The following is a 23,559-nucleotide window of genomic DNA, read 5'->3' on the forward strand; positions in this document are numbered from 1 at the left end:
GGCTTCCTTCAGACCCCACCGTTAGCCAGTGACGCCCTTGCCATTCGGATTGTCTTCCCCTTAGCCGGGGTGACTCCACTATCTTTCAAGTGAACGGGTTTGCCAGCTTTGCTGGGCAAACAAAAAAGCGGCCGAAGCCGCTGTCTATACTCACACCTATCAAAATGCGAGTTCAGATCACTGGAGAATTGTGTCGCTTACAACCACCGTTCCTGCCCCGTAAAGCTAACTGACAACCAAGTCTCACCCAGATCATCGGATAACTCATTCCATAACAATTGACGAATATAATCCTGCCGCTTTGTTGTCCAATGTGCATCATCTTTAACTAAAATGTTAATTTCAAGATCATACTGACGCCCGATTTTCGCAAGGTGGTGTGTGTAACCATCAAAGTGATACTGCTTTGAAAGAGCTTCTATCACACGATCAACGTTTCGCTGCGCCTGATTTTGCGGGGCAACCAATAGCACCTCACGAATATTACGACGTAACACCTTGATAGGTAAAACCGATGCCGCAATAGAAAGAGTGGATACGAGGATTGGGTCAACATAAGCATTCCAACGGGAATACCCCATTGAATCAAAAATCACCACTAGAATGAAGCCAACTAAGATAGCTGCGCTAAGTATGCCATCGACCAACCATTCTTGCGAGTCGACACGAACCAGCTCTGAATCCACACTCTTAGCGATATGGGTTTCTGTATAGTAGATAGCAAAACAACAAATGGTTGATAGAACCGCATAGATCAGTGCGTGTTCCAAGACAATATCATGACCACCTTTGACAATGGTTTGCACACCGCTAATGAAAGCGAACAAGCAGGTAATTAAGATGAGCAAACCATTGACGACATTAATAAGCGGCTCGATATGAGCATAACCAAACTGGAATTGCCTATCATCAGGTTTTGAGACTAAATACGCGGTGTACAGGCTTAATCCCGTCATACCCATACTTAGAAATGAGAACATACCGTCAAGCAAAATGGCGTTAGAATCGACATAAAGTCCATAGCCAATACCCAGGCTGGCAACTAGAACAGTACCGGCTAGAGATAATTTCAGAGCAAGACGTTCTTTACTAATTTTACGGCTAGTAGCCATATTATCCTCCTTTCACTTTCTGTAACAAATGTATAAACGACTATCTATCAATACAGCTATTTCTCAAAACGGCTATTTTTCAAGATTGCTTTTTAATCACCATAGCACTTAATTTATGCAATGGATATGTGGTTCTAGCGTATCAAAACCATGTTTAGATATCACGTATAATCAATCAATTAAACAATTTCAGGTCATACTCAAGGCATAGCAGAGTGAAAGAAGGTTCTACACTGTACAATCTTTGCGGAAGCTAGCAGGCTGTATCTTGGCTTTATTCGTCTCTTTGCAACTGTAACCGCTCAATATCATTAAAAAAAGTAATGATCTTAGCTCGGCTTACATTGTATTTAAAATCTGTACTTTCGCAGACATCCTGAGCATATCCTTGCTTCTTGGCATTTTTAGTTTTGAAAAACTCACAGGTAGCACGTTGTTCACACGCCATATCCCGCTCTGAACTCAGCTCATCCCAGTGAGTTGAAAAGTGCTTTAGAGCAAAATCTAACTGGTCGTAGTTTTCATCTGTCAGTTCTGGACGCAGTACATTCAACTCCTGCTGACGATCATGAATAAATTCGTCAAAGGATTCGGATAGGCTGTACGTCGATGTGTTGTAGCACTTGTCTTGTATGAACTGACCCTGCTGACTTAACTGATTATTGACCGACTCTTGAGATGTACAAGCAGCGATCAGATAAAGTGATAGAAACCCTGAAAACAACTTCATAACAACACACCACAAAAAAGTTAAGAGCCCCCCTACGGTGCTCTTAATTAAGTATTACCGATTCTGCCAAAGTGTCTATTTAAACCCAATAAAGTCTCAACTATAAGACTCTAAGATCCACTTAACCCGACTGACTTATTGACCTAAGTGATTGAAGAGAATGGTTGAATATGACGTAAAGGCCCCTCCAGTGACTCACTGACAGATGACTCTTCGTGAACACAATTAAAGCAACAGGTTGAGATCCGGAATAAAAAAATCCGGAACCAATCGATTCCGGATTTTTACTGATTATTGAGCTTTAAAAATCTGGGCTGATTCAAGCTGTGTCATCTGACGCGTTTTACGCCAGACGAAATAAAAAATGCCCATCATCATTAGCATCGATGGAATCGCTATCATCGGATAACTCATTAAGGTCAATTTTCCTAGCTCTTCGTTAAAAGCAGCAGAGCCGGAAGGGCTGGTTACAATCGTGGTTGCTAAAATATAGTTCATCACCGACGAGAAAATAAACGTACAGGCAAACAAGTGGTTAGACTGCACAAGACAACGATCAAATTGATCTTGCTTGTTATTCATCGCTAATTTTTCTCTGATCAAAGGAAGATTTAAAACGTTATCGTTTAAAAGCATCTTACTAACAACAGGATATTTAGTGTAGGTTGAAATGAAGACCCCCAAGCCAATTAAGCCAGGGATCAGAGCTTCCTTTACGGCTAACCATTTGGTATCCAGTTCTAACAGACCAATACCACCAGTAAGCAAGACACTGACAAAGCCTAACAATGAGATGAAATTAAACTTTTTGAATCGGATCAGTTCGTAGCCACCAAGAGCAACAGGAAATGCTAATGCGATAACAAGCGCACCAACTGAGCCAAGATGTTCGTCACCACTCAATTTCATGAGAATGACAGAAGGTACAATGACGTTAAAGATCAAGTCAGTAAATGGGTTCGCTTTTTTTTCAGCCATAATCTCATTCAAAGGTTACTAAAGAAATGCCTGCCCATTGTTCCGCTATTTTTCGATGCTGTAAAGGGGCATCACGTTACAAAGCATTAAGGTAGAGGGCCACCAGAACCGGAAAGCTCTACAAAACACTGATAGCAGATATAAAAAAACCTCCATAAAAGGAGGCCGAGCAAAAGATAGTTAATTTATACCAGTTACATTTATCAACTATATCCGTGCAAGTTGCACATCAGCGATAATTAGGTGTTCCGTCTGTAAGCTCAAATTTTACTCTTAAATGGGTTAAGGCAAGTGAAGAACCGATGGTGCTAACTCTGACAAGACAAAACCAATACAAGCCGGCAAGATAAATACTGCCCCTACCAGGCCTGCGACATAAACCATCACACTCATTACACTCATTACACTCATTATTTTTTTATACTTATTCATTATGTGTATCCTATCCCACCTATCTCATGATGTAGAATTCAGAACTTCCGCTGTCTCTTGAGATAATTTAGGTATATAGCGCGTCACCAAGTTATTGGACGCCACTGTACTCCGCCTCTATCATTTTTTAAACACGTCGTTTTGGAACAGTTTGTTCTATTATTTTGAACAATCCATCATTAGTCCGTGTAGGCAAAATTTGCTTTCCTCCTCCATACTGAGTCCTTAGGTATGGGAAATATAAACCACAAAATGACGTTGTAAGCACACGAAACAATTTAAAAAGGAGTCGAGTGATGACTAAACCGATTGTGGCTAATAACCGTCCATTCAAAGTCCATCTTAATGTCGGTGAGGAGTATCACTTCTGTGCCTGCGGCCGTTCAGCCAACCAACCCTTTTGTGATGGTTCTCATCAAGGCACAGGTATTACCCCTAAGGCTTTTAAACCTGATAAAAGCAGTGAAGAATACTTATGCGCCTGTAAACACACTCAGAATGCCCCTTTCTGTGATGGCACTCATCAACAATTTTCAACAAGTGATATCGGTAAAGAAGGCCCCGGCGTACAAAGTAGTCATGATGCAATGCCTGTGGCCACCGCTACAAAGGAAGAGCCCACCGTTGCTTTCATTCATCAACTAGCTCGGGAAGGCCTGTCAAAGTTGGGGCACCACGGCCCTATGACTGCCATGGGGGTGCCACGTTATCAATTGCCTCTTTGGGATGACATTCAAATCATGGTGGCGCAGATGGCCGCCAAGCCATTACTGGAAGATGCCAAAGTTGGTACCGAACTGGTTATCGGCCCGAAAGCAAAACGACCATTAGTACTTGATATACCATTGTTTGTCTCGGACATGAGCTTTGGTGCGTTGTCGGAAGAAGCCAAAACGGCGTTAGCTATGGGGGCTGAATTGGCCGGTACGGGGATCTGCTCTGGTGAAGGTGGCATGCTCGCAGATGAACAACAAGCTAACAGCCGTTATTTTTATGAACTGGCCAGCGCCAAATTTGGTTACAACGAAGAATTACTGAAAATGGTACAGGCATTTCATTTTAAAGGCGGTCAGGGAGCTAAAACAGGAACAGGCGGTCACCTTCCTGCCGCCAAGAATGTAGGAAGAATTGCGCAAGTACGTGGATTGGCGGAAGGAACTGACGCAATTTCACCCCCAACATTTACAGATCTGAAAACCGTGAAGGATTTCGCCGAGTTCGCTAATGATGTTAGGGAAATCACCAATGGGATCCCCATTGGATTCAAGCTCAGTGCTAACCATATCGAACGTGACATGGGATTTGCTCTCGAAGCTGGCGCAGACTATATCATTCTTGACGGTCGTGGCGGTGGTACGGGAGCAGCCCCGCAATTATTTCGGGATCACATCAGCGTCCCCACCATTCCAGCTTTAGCACGTGCCCGTTACTTTCTTGATAAACAAGGCATGACAGATCATGTCACTCTGATCATCACTGGTGGCATAAGGGTACCCAGTGATTTTATTAAAGCCCTGGCACTGGGTGCCGATGGCATTGCCATTGCTAACAGCGCCATGCAATCAATTGGCTGCGTTGCTGCTCGTATCTGTAATACCAATAATTGCCCAGCAGGTATCGCGACGCAGAATAAGGATTTACGCCAGAAACTAAATCCCGACAAAGCGGCCAAACAACTGGCTAATTTTTTTGCCGCATCGACCGAACTGATGCAAGTCATGGCAAGAGCCTGTGGCCACCGCCACTTAAATCAATTCAATAAAGATGATTTGGCAACATGGGATCATGAGATGGCAAGATTAGCCGGAATTGAATATTCAGGGTTTAAACAGCGCGATTGAAGCGGTACTTATTCTTCTCGCCTGCAATAGTTCACATAAGGGTAACGTCTAATTGCACAAAAAACAGAAGCCATTATGCTGGAGGCGTGGCACTTCTTTACTAGACGTTTATCTCATTATTTCAATAGGAAGGTACTATGCTTGATACCACCAATACTGCACTCATGATTATTGATGTTCAGGGTAAACTGGCACAAATCATGGACGAGAAAGAGGCTCTGTTCAGTAATCTTGAAACCATGGTCAAAGGCGCTAATATCCTTCAACTGCCTACCCTGTGGGTAGAACAATTGCCGGATAAGCTAGGGGCAACCATTCCTCAAATTACGGATCATATCAAGCTGCAGGAACCTGTCGTTAAAAACACCTTCAGTGCGTACCGTAACCCTGAACTTACTGCTGCACTCAAAGCAACTGGCTGTAAAAATGTGTTAGTGACCGGTATTGAGGCCCACATTTGTGTGTATCAAACAGTCATGGATTTACATGACGCCGGCTACCATGTCGAAGTGATCAGCGATGCCGTATCTTCACGGAACCCACAAAACAAACAGCTTGCCCTAGATAAAATGCAACACGCCGGAGTCAGAGTCACATGCACCGAAATGGCGCTATTTGAGTTGCAATCAATCGCGGAAGGCGAACGTTTCAAACAAATATTAAAAATCATCAAATGATGGTAAGGCTTAAACGAAGAGAATTAGAAAATAGCCCAATGGTGTTCACCGGGCTATTTCTGGCTATACCTATTTCAATTTCTATTACTTATCTTTCACAGAATGGCGGGCAATTTCACACGACAGTGACTGCGCCTTCATTGCGAAGACAGCCATGACTAATGCCACCACAGCGACCACTGCCATTCCAGCATAGATCAAACTGAAGCCTTGCTCTAATATGGCAGAGTCAAAATGCGCTAAAGCCCCTTCACTACCTTCCGCGATCAAGGTGGGAACCTGACTGTGAAACAGCGCTGAACAAATGGCAACACCAATCGCCCCACCCAGCTCTCGGCCAAAGCCAAACAACGACATTCCGATGCCACGATCTCTTGCTGGCAACACATTCTGAACCACCACACTTAATGCCGGTAACGTAAATCCTAACCCGAGGCCTGCAGACGCCAAAGCAAACGGTAGTAACACATCAGCATAAAGTTGCCACAAAGCTAAAGTTGCCAATAAAAAACCAACAACAACAAAGGACTTATAATAGCCTCTCTTTGCAATTTGTTTACCACCGAAATATGCCCCCGCGGTAATACTGCACATAAAGATCATCATCACTAAACCGCTGCCAGATGCCGTCATACCCTTTTGCCACTGCATTTGTAATGGCAGATAAACCAATACCGCAAACATAAGCAGTTGTGAGAAGAGGATCAGCAATACGCTCGCCAGGTATCCCGGTAAAAACACCAGGCGTACGGGTAAAATGGGATCTTTTGCTTTTCGCTCGATCCAGATCAAGAGCATGACAGTCGCTGCCAGCGCGCCCCCCATCACACCCATATCAATCGTTGATTCAGGTGAAATAAGTAACAGCAGCAAGGTCGTTGCGGTCATTAGCAACCCTGCACCTTTCCAGTCAAACTTAGACTTACGTCCAGTATTAAGGTGCTTGAGGTTTTTATTGATCATCCATAAAGCCAAGGCTCCCAGCGGGATATTAATCCAGAACACCCAGCGCCAACTCAAATGCTCAGCAAAATAACCACCCAAGATAGGGCCAGCAATACTGGATACCGCATAAACAGCGGAGATATAACCTTGATATTTACCGACTTCACGAGCGGGAATACTATCGGCGATAACCGTGAATGCTAAGGCAATCAAGCCACCGCCACCGATCCCTTGCAACACCCGCGAAGCAATCAACGCAGATAAATCGTGTGACAATGCACAAGCCACAGAGCCGCCAACAAATAGAAATATGCTACTGTTGAGCATTTTTACTCGACCGAACATATCACTTAACTTGCCATAGACTGGCAATACCGCCGTGGCGGCTAATAAATAAGCTGTGATCACCCAAGTGAGCGCTTGCCCCGCCCCTAGTTCTTGCCCAATAATAGGCAACGGCGTTGTGACAATACTTTTTTCTAATGAACCCAAAGCGATAACAAGCGCAACGCTAGCAAAAATTGTCTTAGGCGACATACATTCCCCCATAACTAAAACTGTATATAAAATAAAACAACTTTACCGATTCGAAAACAGGATATAATGGGCTTCATCATTCCAAATATGGGATCATTAAATGAAGCTTGATGACTTAGACCTTTTTTTATCCGTAGTAAAGGCTGGCAGCTTTGCCATTGCCGCCCGGCAAAGGGCCGTCCCCACCAGCACTCTTAGCCGCAGGATCCAACAGCTCGAATCAGATACCGGCCGTAAATTATTGCTACGCCATGCTAAAGAATTAAGTCTGACAAAAGACGGGCAACTATTAGTACAGCAATTCTCATCACTGTTTGATGATATTCACCTCCGTCTGGAAAATGTCGATAAAGAAAAGGAAGATTTCTCCGGGCTTATCGTCATTAATGCCCCGATCATTCCGCTGCAGCATCAGATTGGGCCAATTGCATTAGAGTTTGCCAAACAGCATCCTCAGGTGCAGCTCCGTTTTCAGCTCGGCAACCAAAATGATTACTATATGCGTGGTGACATTGACATCGCGCTGCGATTTGGTCACCAGCCAGCCTCAGACTGGGTAGGACGTAAACTGTCACACAATCCATCAATACTGTGCGCTACACCAAGCTACTTACAAAACAAGCCTGCATTAACCCACCCCAACCAACTAAGCTGCTATGATCTACTTTCGCCAAATCCCAAACAACGCTGGGTATTTACCCACACCGAAGATGATACGTTTAAGCTAAGCCCAAATGCTCGTATTCAATCCGATGAGTTAGAGTGTATCCATAATGCCGCCCTTACCGGCCTGGGCATTGCTCGACTGCCCCAATGGTACGCGACAACGTCACTTCAAAGCGGAGAGTTAGTGCAACTGTTACCCGACTGGCAGATGGAAGGTTCAGATGTGTTTATGCTTCACCCGCAACGAAAACTGCTATCAGAACGTACCCAGGCGCTGATCGACTTTATTTTTCAACAGTGGCGACCTCTTGATAGCTGCAAAAAGATCATTTAAAAAACGTATCTGACCATTGACTAAAATGATTTGATTGTCTATCTTATTTTTTAATGGAAAATAAGATAGACAATCAAATCATTCCATCGCCGTTGGTTGGGAATACCGTTATGATAGGATCGGTGCTAGCCCCATCTATAATTATAAGCATGCTAAATAATTGAGATACTTATGTTTGCGATTACTCATGTTAACGTTTTTGATGGTCACCGCATTCTTTATGACCAAGCAATGATCATTGAACAAGATACGATTCAGGCTATTGTGCCGATGTCAGGAGCAGAACTGCCAGATAATATTCTTAATGCCAATGGCTTACTTGCAACATCCGGTTTTATTGATATTCAATTAAACGGCTGTGGTGGTGTGTTGCTGAATACCGATATCAGGAAAAACACTCTGGATGTCATGAATGCCACCAACATCAAAAATGGTACGACTCAGTATCTGCCGACTTTTATTACCAGTCAGGCTCCATTGATGAAACAGGCGATCGACTTAATCGCAGATATCGACAACCCTGCCAGTGAAGGAATTCTTGGCCTGCACCTTGAAGGTCCATTTATTAGTAAAGAAAAAAAAGGGGCGCACCAAGAGGAGTTCATCCGCCAACTGGACGAGAAAACTGCCCATTACCTTGCTGATAATGCGAATAAGATCCGCGTCATTACGCTTGCGCCTGAAAGTACACCGCAAGCAGTCATCGATATTCTCACGCAAGCCGGTATTACCGTTTCTTTAGGCCATACCAATGCTAACTACGATGATCTGATCAGTAAGCAAGGCGTAACCATGGCGACTCACCTCTACAATGCCATGACACCTTTAGGCTCTCGTGAGCCGGGCACGGTAGGTTACATCTTCGATAAAAAACTGCATGCCGGGATCATTGTCGATGGCATTCACTCTTCATATGCTTCGGTTCGTATCGCCCACCAGTTATTGGGGGAAAAGTTATTCATGGTCACTGATGCCGTGGCTCCTGCCGGAACTGATCTAACCGAATATGATATGGCAGGTACCACTGCATATGTAACGGAAGGAAAATGCCATTATGCGAACGGGACGATTGCAGGTGCTGCCATTACCATGATTCAAGGGGTAAGAAACCTGATTGACCATGTCGGCCTCAGCCGCGAAGAAGCATTGCGCATGGCGAGTTTATACCCGGCAAAAGCATTAAAGATCGACCATGAATATGGTCGATTAAAAGCCGGATACAAAGCGAACATCACCCTGCTTGATGATGATAATCAGGTACAGACCGTTTTCCAGATGGGCCAGATGCACACAATCTAAGTTTTCCACTTTCTATTCGCAGTAATACGTTTCTTGTTTAACAAGCCGAGATCAAAAAAGGGGCTAAGTCAGCCCCCTTTTTATTAATTCATTTTTTATTACTGGCAGTATCTGACAAGCTACTTTCTTCTGCCATTACGCAGTTTGTGCAGCCAATGGTTTATTCGTCATTGCAGATTTTAATGTTCTGTTCATCTGGAATTCACGTAGTTTGAAGTACAGGTAAGTCACTACGATAGAGAAGAACAAATAGGACAATGAAAAAACCAGTGGCGAGTTGATCAGATTCGCTTCTAAGCTCCACAACACACCCACAACGGTAACAGCCATTTTCGCTATCATACCCATCAACAACAACAACGCAGCAAGTTGCGGATAACGCGTTGAACGAAATGCCAACCAATAACCCGCACCGACTGCAATAGCTGCGATACCAAAACCAACCATAAATGAGTGGAAATGTTCACCAGAAAAGACACCTGCCACAATCGAAACCAGAAAAATCAAACCAAATTTCATAATCGCCTCAATAAGTACAATTAGATAAAATGCGTCCCTTCATAAAGAAATTTTGCTTACAGTGTTATTTTCACACTTTTTTTTCGGGTTTCATACAAAGTGACATTTAGTCATTGAGGAAGAAAAGAGTTGTTTTTCATCAATTTAAAAATCAGTAACGCCCCAATTCATTGATAGTTATCAAATTTCACCAACACAGCTAATGTCATGTTAAATAACCGGTAAATTGTAAGAAGTTTTTACAAACAAACTTTCTATGATTATTTCTTCTGGAATCGATTGTTCCATTCGAAATTTAACGATATTTCCACACCAATATTTGCCAGCAAACAACATTAAACATGGAATTTTATATTTCATTATTAAATGACAGTTCACCTTCAGGACAACTACCCTCCATGTATAAAAAACCACCAACAGCAAGCTGTTGGTGGTTTTTTTGTTCACAAAGTAATATTAGACTGGTGAATAATACTTATACGGTCGCCAGTTCCTCGACTTTCTCTACCTTCACCGCTGCCACTTTAAACTCCGGAATTTTGGCATAGGGATCCGTTGCGGAACTGGTCAGGCGGTTAGCTGGCGATTCAACAAAGTGGAATGGTACAAAAACCACACCTTGCTGCATTCTCTTTGTCACAAATGCAGGCGTTTCTATGCTTCCGCGACGCGTCGATACTCTCAGCATTTCGCCGTTATGAATACCTAACCGCTCAGCATCAGCAACCGAGATCATGGCTCGCGGCCCTGCCAAATTATCTAACCCTTTCGTTTTACGTGTCATGGTACCGGTATGGAATTGCTCTAACAGACGACCAGTTGTCAGTACTAACGGGTATTCTTCATCAGGCAATTCTGCAGCATAACGGAACGGTATTGCGGCCATAACACCTTTGCCACGGGTAAATTGCTCAGTATGCATGATACGGGTGCCTGCGGGGGCATTGTCATTGCATGGCCACTGGACCCCCTCTTTACCGACACGTTGCCAGCTAATACCAGCGTACTGTGGTGTTACCTGAGTGATCTCTTCGGTTATATCTTGCACCGACTGATAGTTCCAATCGCTTCCCATTGCATTCGCGATGCTCTGGATGATCCACCAGTCTTCTTTGGCTTCACCCGGTGGGTTTACCGCAGGAGAGATACGCTGCACCCGTCGCTCAGTATTGGTGAAGTTACCCGATTTTTCAGCAAATGAACAAGACGGTAACACCACATCTGCATATTGCGCCGTTTCTGTCAGGAAAATATCCTGTACGACTAAGAAGTCCAGCTTTTCCAGTGCTTCAATGACATGCGCCTGATTAGGATCACTCAGTACAGGGTTTTCACCCATCACATATAAGCCTTTGACTTGATCATGGCATGCAGCATCAATAATTTCAGTCAGAGTCAGACCGGATTCTTTCGGCAAATCCGGTTTATTCCACGCGTCAGCAAACTTGGCGTGAACATCAGGCAAATAGACTTTCTGATAACCCGGGAGGTTATCAGGCAAGGCACCCATATCACAGGCCCCCTGTACGTTTGACTGGCCACGTAACGGGTTAATGCCGCCACCTTCGATGCCGATGTTGCCACACAGCAGTTGCAGGTTAGCAATGGAGCGGACGTTATCGTGACCCGTCGTATGCTGGGTAATACCCATTGAATAATAAACCGCAGTACGCTCGGCTTTACCGATCATTTCCGCCATTTTAATCACGTCAGATGCCTTAACGCCGGTGATCAACTCGATTTTATCGGGTGCGTACTCTTCGCGCATCACTTCTGCTTTAAGTACATCAAATCCTTCAACACGCTCGGCAATATAGGCTTGATCGTGCCAGCCATGCTTAATGATTTGCTGCATGATGCCGTTCAGCAACATCACATCCGTACCCGGACGATGAGCTACATACAGTTCTGAATGTTCAGCAATATCAATTCGCTTCGGATCGGCCACAATTAAGCGTGCCTTGCCACGGCGAATGGCTTGTTTGATATTCGATGCAATGATCGGGTGGGCAGACGTTGTGTCAGAGCCAATGATAAACACCACATCAGAGTGTTGGATACTTGGAATATCATTGGTCATCGCGCCACTGCCAATAGACGCTTCAAGTCCGCTCACTGTCGATGCATGGCAAAGTCGCGCACAGTGATCGACATTATTGGTCCCCAGCTCACGGCGAATGAATTTCTGGAAGGCATAATTATCTTCATTGGTCGTTTTGGCCGATGAGAACCCCGCTAAGGCATTGCCGCCGTGCTGGGTTTTAATCCCCTTCAGCTTATTCGATACCAAGGTTAATGCTTCTTCCCAGCTTGCAGGCTGTAGCTGGCCATCCCTACGGATCAACGGTGTAGTCAGGCGCTCTTTGCTATGAATAAAGTCAAACCCGAAGCGACCTTTGACACACAGCATTCCCTGATTCACCGGGGAATCTTTTGCACCTTGCACGTAACGGATCTGGTTTAGAGATTCGTCAACAAACATGGTCAACTTACAGCCGACACCGCAATAGGTACAAATGGTATCGACAGGGGTCAGCATTTCGATTCGCCCTTGCGACTTATCTCGGCTGTCGACCAAAGCCCCGGTAGGACAAACCTGAACACAGGCGCCACATTGCACACAATTTGAATCGCCCATGCTGTAACCATTTTCAAAGCCCGGACGACATGCTGGGCGGTTTGCACTGGGTTCTCTATCGTCAGTACAGCTTACGACCGCACTAGATGAGAAGCTTAATACGCCGTGTACACCCTGCTCATTACAGGCTTGGACACACTGACCACAGCTGATGCAGCGATTGGCATCAAAAACAATAAATTCCGAGCTATCATCAACACTGAATTTCTGACGGCTCTCGTGATCGAGATTGGTTTCGGCAACCTTATATTCGGTCGCATAGTCACGCAGCTTGCAGTCGGTATTCGCCTGGCAACCGCACTCCAGACAGCGAGCTGCTTCGCGCATGGCTTCTTCGTTGCTAAACCCGGTTTCCACTTCACTAAAGTTAAGCGCACGGTCTGCATTGCTTAATTCCGGCATCACAGAACGCATGGCTTTTTTAATACCGGCAAAGTGTTCAGGATCGACCAGCTTCAGTTTGCTTTCTTTTTGCGAATTAAATGGTTTAACCGGAATCTGTTCCATATCACCATTAAAGAAGCGATCTATCGCCTCGGCAGCAACGCGACCGTCAGCGACCGCTTCAATGGCCGTCGCCGGGCCTCGCCGGAAATCACCGATACTGAAGATATTCTCCAGCCCTGAGTGCATAGTATTCGGGTCCGATTCTTGCGTTAACCAGCGGGTCACCGGTAACTCCAGCTTTTCACCTTCAAGGAAATCAAGATCCGGCTTTTGCGATACCGCCGCGATCACGGTATCGAAAGCTTCGGTAAAGAACTCGCCGGTTGCTTCAGGTCTGCGACGACCAGACGCATCCGCTTCACCTAATGCCATTTTTTCCAGTTTAACTTCGCAAACACGACCCTGATCATCGGCAATATTTTCAGCAGGATTGGTTAAGAAGTGGAATTTCACCCCTTCATGTTCGGCCTCAACAATTTCATAATCTTCAGCCGGCATTTCATCGCGGGTACGTCGATAAATTAACGTTGTGTCGGCGCCGTCGCGAACGGCTGTTCGGGCACAGTCTATGGCGGTATTACCGCCACCGATCACGGCCACTTTCTTACCGGTAGTAAAACGCTGCTCGGTCACATAATCTTTCAGGTAATCGACGCCCAGGTAGCAACCACCAAGATCGCTGCCCGGGTAATTCATTTCGACGGCTTTCGATGCACCCACCGCGAGGCAAACAGCATCAAACTCTTTGGTTAACTGAGACAGGGTGAAGTCGATACCGAGCCTTTTAGACGTCTCAACCTGCAGACCGTTGCGACACATCAGCTCAATTTCTTTATTTAAAATTGCTTTTGGTAAACGGTATTCCGGGATCCCATAACGTAGCCAGCCACCCGCTTCTGGCATCGACTCGTAAACAGTAACGTCATAGCCTTCATTGGTCAGATAATAACCACAGGTTAAACCACCCGGGCCGCTACCGACCACCGCGATTGATTTGCCTTTAGCTGTTTTTTTCTCCGGCACATAGCTTTCTTGTGCCGCCAGATCAATATCGGCGGTATGACGTTTGAGCTGTCTGATTGCTAATGGTTCATCCACCAGCCCTCGACGGCATTCTGTTTCACAGAAAGCCGGACAGACACGCCCAATCGACAGTGGCATAGGCAGCGTTCGCTTGATCACCTCAATTGCTTTTTGATGATCATTTTGAGAAATATGGTACAAATACGACTGAATATCCACGCCAGCGGGACATGCTGTCTGGCATGGGGCTTCACAGTCCGCATAGTGGTCTGACAGAATTCTATTAAGTGCTTGTTGACGCAGCGACGAAATCTCATCAGAGGTGGTTGTCACCGTCATACCTTCAACGGGTTTTATTTCACATGCCCGTTGAATGCCCAGCCCTTCGACATCGACTACGCATAACCCGCATGGGTCTTTTTCGCCACTTTTATTTAATCCACACAGTGACGGAATTTCAATTTTGCAGTGTGTTGCAACGTCGAGCAGGGTCTGTTGAGCATCGACGGTATAAATCTGTTCATCTATCGTGACATTTATCATTGATTGCCTCTTTATTTTTCTCGGCAATGCATCATAGTGATCACCAAGAGCTGAAAGGCATTCGGTAGAAGAATGATCTTTTGGCTCCAGTGACCCATTGCTTCTTAAATTTCGCCTTGTGCGAATAGCAGTTGCGCGAGGATGATTGGGGGAAAATCATCAATTTTTATTATCTTCCAAACGTATCAAATGCAGCACAAAATTCTTTGATTTAAAACACTGAAATCTTTATTTCTATAACTTTTACACATGAACGAAAATGGCAGTTATTCTTAACAGGCAAGAAGCGCTCTTTTTATAATCCCCTCATTTATGTAGGTAGATCTGTGTCAAACAGACGCACATAGGACGTGACTTTACCATTCAAGTCACTTTATAATTTGATGATAACTTTAATTATTCAGTGATATCCCGGACAGATTATGGCCAATATTTTAGACTCTGTTGATCAACGTACGCAGCTTGTTGGTGAAAACCGGCTTGAACTTTTAATCTTCCAACTGAATACTTCACAACTCTTTGCCATTAATGTCTTTAAAGTAAAAGAAGTCGTGAAGCTTCCTCATCTTCACGCTTTGCCTGGCGCTCATCGCAATATCTGTGGTGTCGCCAATATCCGTGGTATTTCTATTCCTGTTATTGATCTACGCGGTGCCATTGGAATGAGAAGCACAGAGCAAACTCCCGATTGCAACATGATCATTACTGAATATAACCGCACGGTTCAGGCATTCTTGGTGGGCCAAGTCATGAATATTGTCAATATGACCTGGAAAGATATTCAACCACCACCCGAGCAGGTTGGTCGAAATAATTACCTGACAGCGATCACCAACCTTGAACGGGAAGGTGTTCAGCGCATCGTCAGCATCATTGATGTTGAAAAAGTGCTGGCTGAAATTATTGACTATAATATCCAGATATCTGAGGACGTACTCGACGACACGATTGTCAGCCATCTCCATGGTCGTAAAATTTTAATTGTCGATGACTCATCAACGGCCCGAGCTCAAATCCGCGAAACTCTGGCTCAACTTGGCGTCGAAGTTATCGAAGCCAGTAATGGCCTGAAAGCGCTTAACATGCTGAAAGGCTGGTGTGACCAAGGCAAGGACATCAACGATGAAATCTTGATGATGTTTACCGATGCCGAGATGCCAGAAATGGATGGCTATAAGCTCACTCATGAAGTGCGAAATGATCCTCGAATGAACGACCTTTATATCGCTTTAAATACCTCTTTAAGTGGCCGTTTTAACGAAGCCATGGTGCAAAAAGTGGGGTGTGATCGCTTTATCTCTAAATTTCAACCGGATTTGCTGGTCGAGGTAGTTCAGGATCGCTTACGCAAAGTCATCACGCAATAACGTTTTCAGATACAGCTAAAATAACGATATATGCCATTAAACGCGGCTTTCACATAAGCTATGAATCGTTGAAGCTCCTAAACATGTCATCCCGGAATCGAGGTACGAGATATCCGGGATCCAGTTCTTACCGAATACTCCTTAGATTCCGTATAAGTTCGTTCCTCACTTTACGGAATGACGACGTTTGGTGACTGAACTCATCAATACGTTTTTAAAGAAGTACTAGTACGTCTTTAAATCAGCAATAAACCAGACTTAAATGAATAACCGACAACTTGAGCACTACTGTGATTATCTGATGCTCATCCATTAAACATGCATGTAATAACCGTTGTCTAATCAGGCAAATAGTATGGTTTACGTTAAAATCGAGCTTTTTACTTCTGCTGTCATACCGGACACCCTGTGCGGTTTTCATTACCTTAACTCCCCTCCATCTTGCAAACCACAACCTATTACCAATGCTCTATAATGATCTGTTTTTATATCTATTAACCATTAAAAATACCTATAGGGCTCATAGCTATTTTGTTCAGATCGACTCAGCTCATGCCAATAGGGTTCATCACTCATCTTTTCATCTACAAGAGCAAGCGTTTCACCATAGATCGTATCAATTTGATGCGCCCGTACATCTTCAGTTTTCAGTGATAACTGCATTGTCATCAGCACGATGATAGCAACTGGAAACACCCAGCCCGGTGCCCCCGGTTTATTTTTCTTCATCACATACATCCTCTGGCAGTTATTGCATATGGGCTGTACGCATATCAGGCTGCTCACTGCGCAACGTAACACGACGGTCAAAGAAGTCACTTTCAAAGTTTTGCTCTGATTTAACTGGCTCTAAATCCCCGTAGGCTTCTACGTCAAACTGTCTACGATCAACTCCTCGCGTCTCCAGGTATTCACTTACCGCATCCACACGGCGCATGGATAAGGCCAAGTTCTTCTGACTGTCACCACGGCGGTCTGCATAACCCGACAGCAGCCATTTTACTTTCGGTGCTTGCTTCATTAATCCTGCCAACTCATCAAGCTGCTGCTGAAAGTGAGGTTCAATCAAATCTGAACCGGTGCGAAAGTGCACATTCGTCTCAAGAGCTAAATCCAACTCCCGCGGTTCATCCCTTTGCACTTGCAGATCTTGCTGCAGGTGAGCAATCTCAGTTTGAGCCTGGTTAAATTTCTGACTGACTCGCTCAAGCTCAGTATTACGTGCAGACAGTTCCATCAGCTCTTCATCTTGTGACTTTATGTACTCTTCCTGACCGACAGTCGTACCGACAATGCCACCTACAATCGCACCAATCATGGCACCTGCAGGGCCGCCGACTAGTGCGCCCAGCGCGGCTCCCGAGCCTAAGCCAATAAGTTGTTCCTGCTCAGCCACAATGTAGTGAACCTGTGCGGCATCAGCCTCACTTGCCTGTACAGTTGGGGCTATTGCCGAAGCAAGCAGAGTGGTAGCAATCATTGTTGGGATAAGCTGCTTTTTCATTTTGTTTTCCTCATCAGTTTTTCTGGCTCTGTGGTTAGAACTAACGGTCTTGTTGAAACAAGTGCTCCCGTTTCGATGAGGTCATTAAACCAAACGGTTCTGGCAATATCGGGGATGAAAAAAGGCAATGTGGTGATCAAATGTGGCAGAAAAATGGCAATCTGTTTTCCGTGCTTTTTTAGCTAACTTTTTGTTGTATAGTCAGCACATAAAGCGGTATGTACGCTAGAAATACAAGATAACAAGGGACCCCATGAAAAGAATCGCCATAGTCGAAGATGAAACTGCAATCCGTGAAAACTACATCGATGTATTAAAGAAGCATGGATACAGTGTACAAGGCTATGATAATCGCCCGTGTGCGCTCACTGCATTCGAGCAACGTTTGCCCGACCTCGCGATTATTGATATTGGTTTGCAAGATGAAATTGATGGCGGCTTTTCCTTGTGCCAATCCTTACGGGCAATGTCGCCTACTGTTCCGATTATCTTTTTAACCGCCCGTGACAGTGACTTTGATACCGTCTGCGGCTTACGAATGGGGGCTGATGACTACCTGACGAAAGACGTTAGCCTGCCTCACCTAATTGCTCGTATTGCCGCCCTTTTTCGACGCAGCGATTTAATGGCAACTCCGACAGAGCAAGAAAGCTTGATTGAACAAGGCTCGCTGACCATCGACAAAAACAAGATGCAGGTGTTCTGGAAACAGCAACAAATAGATCTGACGGTCACTGAGTTCTGGATGATCTACGCCCTCGCCAAACGACCCGGACACGTAAAAAGCCGTGATGACTTAATGCGAGAAGCACAGGTCGTCGTTGATGACAGTACGATCACTTCTCACGTCAAACGTGTTCGTAAGAAATTCGTACAAAGTGATGCCACATTTGACTGCATCCATACCGTTTATGGTATGGGCTATCGCTGGGGATCATAACTCTTATGCTTGAATTACGCCTTGGTCTGCGTACCAAAGTCATTTTGATTTCCAGTTTCCTGCTGATCTTACCCTGGCTTGGATATAAATATGTCTGGGAAATGGAGAAGCTGCTACGTCAGGGACAAGAGCAGACGCTGATCGGCACTACCCGAGCGGTGGCGACTGCATTAAATGAACGTCCCAAACTATTTGATCGCCAGGCGAGTTTCTTGCAGTCCGTTGAAAAAGGCCGTGATTTGTACGCCTACGAGCTACATAATCCGATACAGCTCGACGGCAAGCTCAGGGATTGGGTAGAATATGATAACAAAATGATGGTCTATGGCCGCGATCATGTCCAGTTCAGCCGCCGCCCTTATACGGCAAACAGTATCAGCTTCAAACATATGGTCGGTAAGTATCAAGGCTACCTGTATGCGGTCTTTGCAGTAAAAGATAAGCAGCCTGTAATGCGTCGTGTCGGCACCAAGCAAGTTGATCGCAGTGATCATATTGTTATTGCCATGACAACATCAGATGGCGACTTCCAGCGCTATGTTATTTCTCCTTATGAAGACGGCTGGGTAAATGCGTTTCAGATTTCCGAGAAAGATGCTGATAGCATGCAGAGTGACACTCAACGTTCAAATACCGATCCAACCAGTATTGCCTCTGCACCTGTGGTTACGGAAAGTAATATTCAGGGCTACTGGCGAACAACTGAGCAAGGCTACAACTTAGAACTTCGCATTCCATTAGCTTTGCTTGGCAGTAAATTAGGATTTGCCTTTTATGATGTCAATAATGAACGGGATCGAGAAATCGACACCATCATTGGTACTTCAAATACTTCACACCTGAATCGTCTTGGCACGATCTTAATACCCTCGCCTGATATTGACAATATTTTGAAAGGCATGGGGCACACCAGTTCACGCATCTGGATCATTGATCGCCACCAGCGGGTTTTAGCACAAACCGGCGATATTCAGGAGTCAAACGGGGTGTGGTCCACATCCATCAAATATGGCGAAGAGGCTGACTCCTGGTGGACACATTTCGAAAAGACATTTTTGCACCCGCTATATTATAAATTTTTGATTTCAGAGCCGGTCGATTTTGTCGACTCCCAGCAAGATGCCGCTTATCTGAAAGGAGTTCATATCTCTCAGGCACTGCAAGGCAGAGGCTACTCTCACTGGCGTTTATCAGGAGACAGCAATGCCATGATCTTAGCTGCCGCTTATCCAATCTGGCTGGGTAACAATGTGATGGGGGCGGTTGTAGCTGAAGAGTCCACCAGTGGAATTCAGACTCTACGTAATCGTGCGCTGGAAAAACTGTTCAATGTCATTCTGGCAATCATTGCAATTGGAACAATTACTCTCTTCTTATTTGCATCTAATATTTCATCACGTATTCGTTTGCTACGCGATGAAGCAGAACAAGCAATAGACAGCCAGGGCCGGATCAAAAAAACCATCTCGCCAACCAACGGAACAGACGAAATCGGAGATTTATCGCGGAGCTTAGCGGCAATGGTCGGTCGCTTGGGCCAGTATAATCATTATCTCGAAAACTTATCTTCGCGATTGTCTCATGAGCTCAGAACGCCAGTCGCGGTAGTACGCTCATCGATTGAAAACTTATCGATGCAAAATCAAGATGAAGATTCGCAGCGTTACATTGCCCGGGCTCATGATGGTATTCATCGCTTAAGCACCATTCTGTCAAATATGACCGAAGCGACACGGATTGAGCAGAGCTTGCAGGGTGCGGAAAAAGAGTATTTTCCATTCAATGAACTGGTCACGGGCTGTATGCAGGGCTACCAGATGGCGTATCCGGCTCAGTCTTTTAACGTGAAGGTACCTGATTCTGCAATAATGATTAACGGCGCGCCTGACTACCTTGCACAACTGCTGGATAAATTGATAGCCAATGCAGAAGACTTCAGCCGGAACCAAAACCCAATTGAAGTAACTCTGGAGCGACACAATAATGAAGCACGTCTGGTGGTGAGTAACCAAGGCCCGCCGTTGCCAGAAAACATGGCCGATCAACTGCTCAACTCAATGGTATCTGTTCGTACGCAAGATAAACAAACCAAACCACACTTAGGTCTGGGCCTATTTATCGCTCGTTTAATTTCCGAATATCATCTGGGCAGCATCCGATTACGTAACAGAGATGATAACAAAGGGGTAGAAGCCATCCTATTGCTACCTCTTTCTTAACAAAACAGCCTGTTTATGGATGACATGCCCATATTTAGTGAGCATTCAGCGGTATTATTATGCCGATACCGCTGCCATAAATAAACCAATGGCAATAATAATAGCAGCAACCGCTAGCAGAACTTCAAAAAGCATTTCTTGCATCATTTATCCAACCCGTAAACACCAAAATCCTAATTTTCAGTGCCATGTTTTACCCAGCAAGTTATCACTTATTTATAACATAAACAATAAACTAATAATGGTATTCAATATTTCATCCGTTTTTACAATACCCACGCAATATTACAAGAAGAAACTAAATCTAACCTGAACAACGCCACCTTTATAACATAGCAATGACTCCCCAGCTTTAACCATCAAAAAGTAAACAATACTTAAGAGTAAGATGGAACCTCACACTGCAAAAAAATGTAACTGTGAAATATTTTCTTGTGTTTATTCGCATTGATATTCAAAGCCGCTTGCTGTCACTGCAATAATCAAAGATGCTGTTTCATTCATTCTTACGCTGCCATTCTTACACTGTACCCCATGAAAGGATTATTAGTCTTACTGCTCATATTCGTTATTCCCCCTCTCTTTGCTGTAGACCAGCAAGGCACAGCAACACAACCCTCAGTTAGACGAAAGCAAGACATCTCGCTGCCCTTTAATGAATATTATGCACTGGCATTACTGGCAAAATGGCGAGTCAGTAGTATAGAGCTACCACAACATACTGATTTTTTTAATGATATCGATGGTAATGACATTTACGGAGCTGATCTGAATAACAATCAGATCCGAGATGACTATGAAAAAATGCTACTTTCAAGCTATGAAAGGCCTGAATACGTCGTTATGGGGATACTCGCGACCAAGAAGTGGAACATACTGTTTGATGTCTACACAAACAACGTTCAAATACACACGTTACAACAAGCAAAGACAATATTCATCGATAACATTGCCATCAATCGTTGCTATTACGACCTGCAACAAATTGACCGACATTTAGCATCGCCAATATTAGCTTACTTTAATACCGACGACCGTCTGAACGCGAAAAGATTAGCCGAAGAGCAGCTATTGGCTGCCATCGGTGAAAATCATCATACATTGGTATTCCACAACCAACCTTGCGAGATTTTTTCCGAATTATTAAAAGTCGCCCTAAATTCAGAACAAGCCCTAGCGTTCAGATAAATCTATTCAATGACAGAAGCGTAGATTCAACATGCGAACCCTGCTATCTACCACACAAATACGACACCATTTGGGAACCCCCTCTAGAAAATCACTTCTTCACAAATGTGTTTGAAAGAAAACGTCATTCCTACACACATTTCGTTCGGATCGAGTTCCCAGAGGAATCTCTGAATCTCGCATCTTAACTAGCAAAAAAAGCACAGACGTCTGTGCTTTTATTTAGATATTATGCGGATTTTATATTGCCCAATCAGAATTTTGCAGCACGACTCGATAACCATCAACATCTTCAAATGTCTTACCGATTCGCTCCCAGTATGGATTATTCGAGTCAGCTACAGCGAAACCGGCATCAATCATGCCACGACATGCCCGCTCCCATTCGCGGCTACAGGCAATATAAAACACCAGCAAGTGATCTTGTGTTGGTGCCTTGCCAACAGTGACACCACGTTCTTGGGTAAATTCTAAATGATAAGGGTGTTTTGAATGACTAAGTACTACACCATCAAATCCATCATGATCATCAAATTGTTTTACCATTTCAAAACCCAACGCTTTGCTATACATCAAAGCGATTTGTTTCAAATTGTCAGTTGGTCTTACAACGCGGAGTGTCGCGTCTTTAGGTATCATAGCCGTATCATCCTTTGATCTTAGTACACCATAACCAAACGGTCGCTCGTTATATAGGGAAGTGACGATCAGCGACTCTTTTTATATGTTTGGTTAACTCACAGACAATTCTTATGAATCAAAAAAAAATGACTGTCTCTTATACTGTTGCAGCTCAGACCGATACCGTCAAGTGATTAAAGGGATAATCTGGAAGGTAACATTCCGCTTTGTCGAGCAAAGCACAATATCGCAAAATTCCTTACTTGTTTACTCAGGATTATTCTATTTATAACAATCGCCACTCTTATAAATAACTACAGTAAGAAGCATAAAGAAAGTGGAAAAATGCCACTTCCTTTAGAACCATTCACATTGACTTTAATTAGAACAGCCCCTCCGTATATTCGTTATATCATTTTTGACGTTAAACCTGCCATTAATGATATGCTTTATACTGAATTGGGCCCGTACATTTAATAATCAGGATGAAGCTTAACTAATGCTAAAATTCGCCAGACGGTAACAGCGATAAACTGTCTGGGGTGAATTTATTAAAACTGATTAATGCTTTTTTAGGAAGCTAAATAGACATCGTTACCTTGGTAACATGCTTGGCAATAATATTTCCGGTTGGATCTTTCTAATCATACCTAAAAGTATCAATATCGATTTTCCTATACTATTTCATGTCAGTTCGTATGAGCTTGAAGCTTTCTAACAGCTGTCTGTACATGACCATCACTCAATGCCTCAACAGCACACCAAATCACGTTTTCCGATTTTGCCCGTAATTCACTACGACTCTTCTGCCAAAGGAAGTCTAGCGGCACCGGTGGTCTTTTTACTGCAAGAAAAACAAGTATACCCAAGAGACTTCAAGATGCAGGATTCAGAGAGAGCTCGGCGAGTTAATTTTACTGCCCGAGATATCACAAAAAAGTCATCGACATTTTTTTCACCCTTTTTTGTGCCATCATATATACCCAAACCCCGCCAAAA

The 23,559-nt window shown here is 44.2% G+C and carries 18 protein-coding genes; 8 read left to right on the top strand and 10 right to left on the bottom strand.

Going from position 1 to position 23,559, the window contains the following annotated elements:
* Positions 1-197 precede the first annotated feature (197 nt).
* The 4 genes from C9I89_RS21395 to C9I89_RS22610 all read right to left on the bottom strand — a co-directional run bounded on the left by C9I89_RS21395 (position 198) and on the right by C9I89_RS22610 (position 3,252).
* Positions 198-1,112, bottom strand: a complete 915-nt coding sequence (locus C9I89_RS21395) for a cation diffusion facilitator family transporter (protein ID WP_107285357.1) — start codon at positions 1,110-1,112, stop codon at positions 198-200.
* A 274-nt stretch (positions 1,113-1,386) separates the two neighbouring features.
* Complete coding sequence (locus C9I89_RS21400; RefSeq protein WP_107285358.1) at positions 1,387-1,842, bottom strand: hypothetical protein; 456 nt, start codon at positions 1,840-1,842, stop codon at positions 1,387-1,389.
* A gap of 291 nt (positions 1,843-2,133) precedes the next feature.
* Positions 2,134-2,820, bottom strand: a complete 687-nt coding sequence (locus C9I89_RS21405; protein WP_107285359.1) for a VC0807 family protein — start codon at positions 2,818-2,820, stop codon at positions 2,134-2,136.
* 282 nt (positions 2,821-3,102) lie between these two features.
* Positions 3,103-3,252: a hypothetical protein gene (locus C9I89_RS22610; RefSeq protein WP_170107755.1), complete on the bottom strand. Its 150-nt coding sequence runs from the start codon at positions 3,250-3,252 to the stop codon at positions 3,103-3,105.
* Between the two features lie 296 nt (positions 3,253-3,548).
* Here C9I89_RS22610 and C9I89_RS21410 point away from each other — a divergent pair, with 296 nt between their 5' ends.
* Both C9I89_RS21410 and C9I89_RS21415 read left to right on the top strand, forming a co-directional pair.
* Positions 3,549-5,093 (top strand): glutamate synthase-related protein, encoded by a 1,545-nt coding sequence (locus tag C9I89_RS21410; protein ID WP_107285360.1) that lies wholly within the window; start codon positions 3,549-3,551, stop codon positions 5,091-5,093.
* A 137-nt stretch (positions 5,094-5,230) separates the two neighbouring features.
* Entirely contained in the window at positions 5,231-5,770 is a 540-nt protein-coding gene (locus C9I89_RS21415) for a hydrolase (protein ID WP_107285361.1), read from the top strand.
* An 84-nt stretch (positions 5,771-5,854) separates the two neighbouring features.
* Here C9I89_RS21415 and C9I89_RS21420 read toward each other — a convergent pair whose 3' ends face one another.
* Positions 5,855-7,252 (bottom strand): MDR family MFS transporter, encoded by a 1,398-nt coding sequence (locus tag C9I89_RS21420; RefSeq protein ID WP_107285362.1) that lies wholly within the window; start codon positions 7,250-7,252, stop codon positions 5,855-5,857.
* 100 nt (positions 7,253-7,352) lie between these two features.
* On the opposite strand from C9I89_RS21420, the gene C9I89_RS21425 reads away from it, so the two are divergent.
* Positions 7,353-8,252: a LysR family transcriptional regulator gene (locus tag C9I89_RS21425; RefSeq protein WP_107285363.1), complete on the top strand. Its 900-nt coding sequence runs from the start codon at positions 7,353-7,355 to the stop codon at positions 8,250-8,252.
* Positions 8,253-8,423: 171 nt separating this feature from the next.
* Entirely contained in the window at positions 8,424-9,551 is a 1,128-nt protein-coding gene (nagA, locus tag C9I89_RS21430) for an N-acetylglucosamine-6-phosphate deacetylase (protein WP_107285364.1), read from the top strand.
* Positions 9,552-9,686: 135 nt separating this feature from the next.
* Here the strand turns inward: nagA and C9I89_RS21435 are convergent, their stop codons facing one another.
* Together C9I89_RS21435 and fdhF are read right to left on the bottom strand one after the other, a co-directional pair.
* A complete protein-coding gene (locus C9I89_RS21435) occupies positions 9,687-10,070 on the bottom strand; it encodes an NADH:ubiquinone oxidoreductase (RefSeq protein ID WP_107285365.1) in 384 nt (127 codons plus the stop codon).
* A gap of 475 nt (positions 10,071-10,545) precedes the next feature.
* On the bottom strand, positions 10,546-14,721 hold the full coding sequence (gene fdhF / locus C9I89_RS21440) for a formate dehydrogenase subunit alpha (protein ID WP_107285366.1): 4,176 nt from the start codon (positions 14,719-14,721) through the stop codon (positions 10,546-10,548).
* Positions 14,722-15,143: 422 nt separating this feature from the next.
* On the opposite strand from fdhF, the gene C9I89_RS21445 reads away from it, so the two are divergent.
* The gene (locus C9I89_RS21445) at positions 15,144-16,088 is read left to right on the top strand and encodes a chemotaxis protein CheV (protein WP_107285367.1); all 945 of its coding nucleotides are present in this window, start codon (positions 15,144-15,146) and stop codon (positions 16,086-16,088) included.
* A 501-nt stretch (positions 16,089-16,589) separates the two neighbouring features.
* Here the strand turns inward: C9I89_RS21445 and C9I89_RS21450 are convergent.
* Together C9I89_RS21450 and pdsO are read right to left on the bottom strand one after the other, a co-directional pair.
* Positions 16,590-16,817 carry a hypothetical protein gene (locus C9I89_RS21450; protein ID WP_107285368.1) on the bottom strand — a complete coding sequence of 76 codons (228 nt, stop codon included), beginning with the start codon at positions 16,815-16,817 and terminating at the stop codon, positions 16,590-16,592.
* Between the two features lie 19 nt (positions 16,818-16,836).
* Positions 16,837-17,592, bottom strand: coding sequence for a sortase-associated OmpA-like protein PdsO (pdsO, locus tag C9I89_RS21455; protein ID WP_107285369.1), 756 nt, complete (start codon positions 17,590-17,592; stop codon positions 16,837-16,839).
* A gap of 253 nt (positions 17,593-17,845) precedes the next feature.
* Between pdsO and pdsR the strand changes: the two genes are divergently transcribed.
* The 3 genes from pdsR to C9I89_RS21470 all read left to right on the top strand — a co-directional run bounded on the left by pdsR (position 17,846) and on the right by C9I89_RS21470 (position 21,939).
* Positions 17,846-18,532, top strand: coding sequence for a proteobacterial dedicated sortase system response regulator (gene pdsR / locus C9I89_RS21460; RefSeq protein ID WP_107285370.1), 687 nt, complete (start codon positions 17,846-17,848; stop codon positions 18,530-18,532).
* A 5-nt stretch (positions 18,533-18,537) separates the two neighbouring features.
* Positions 18,538-20,751 (top strand): proteobacterial dedicated sortase system histidine kinase, encoded by a 2,214-nt coding sequence (pdsS, locus tag C9I89_RS21465; protein ID WP_107285371.1) that lies wholly within the window; start codon positions 18,538-18,540, stop codon positions 20,749-20,751.
* Between the two features lie 534 nt (positions 20,752-21,285).
* Positions 21,286-21,939: a hypothetical protein gene (locus C9I89_RS21470; protein WP_107285372.1), complete on the top strand. Its 654-nt coding sequence runs from the start codon at positions 21,286-21,288 to the stop codon at positions 21,937-21,939.
* A gap of 240 nt (positions 21,940-22,179) precedes the next feature.
* On the opposite strand, the gene C9I89_RS21475 is transcribed toward C9I89_RS21470, so the two are convergent.
* Positions 22,180-22,578 (bottom strand): VOC family protein, encoded by a 399-nt coding sequence (locus tag C9I89_RS21475; RefSeq protein WP_107285373.1) that lies wholly within the window; start codon positions 22,576-22,578, stop codon positions 22,180-22,182.
* Positions 22,579-23,559: the final 981 nt, after the last annotated feature.

This window comes from Photobacterium lipolyticum, from assembly GCF_003026475.1.
Classification (GTDB): Bacteria; Pseudomonadota; Gammaproteobacteria; order Enterobacterales; family Vibrionaceae; genus Photobacterium; species Photobacterium lipolyticum.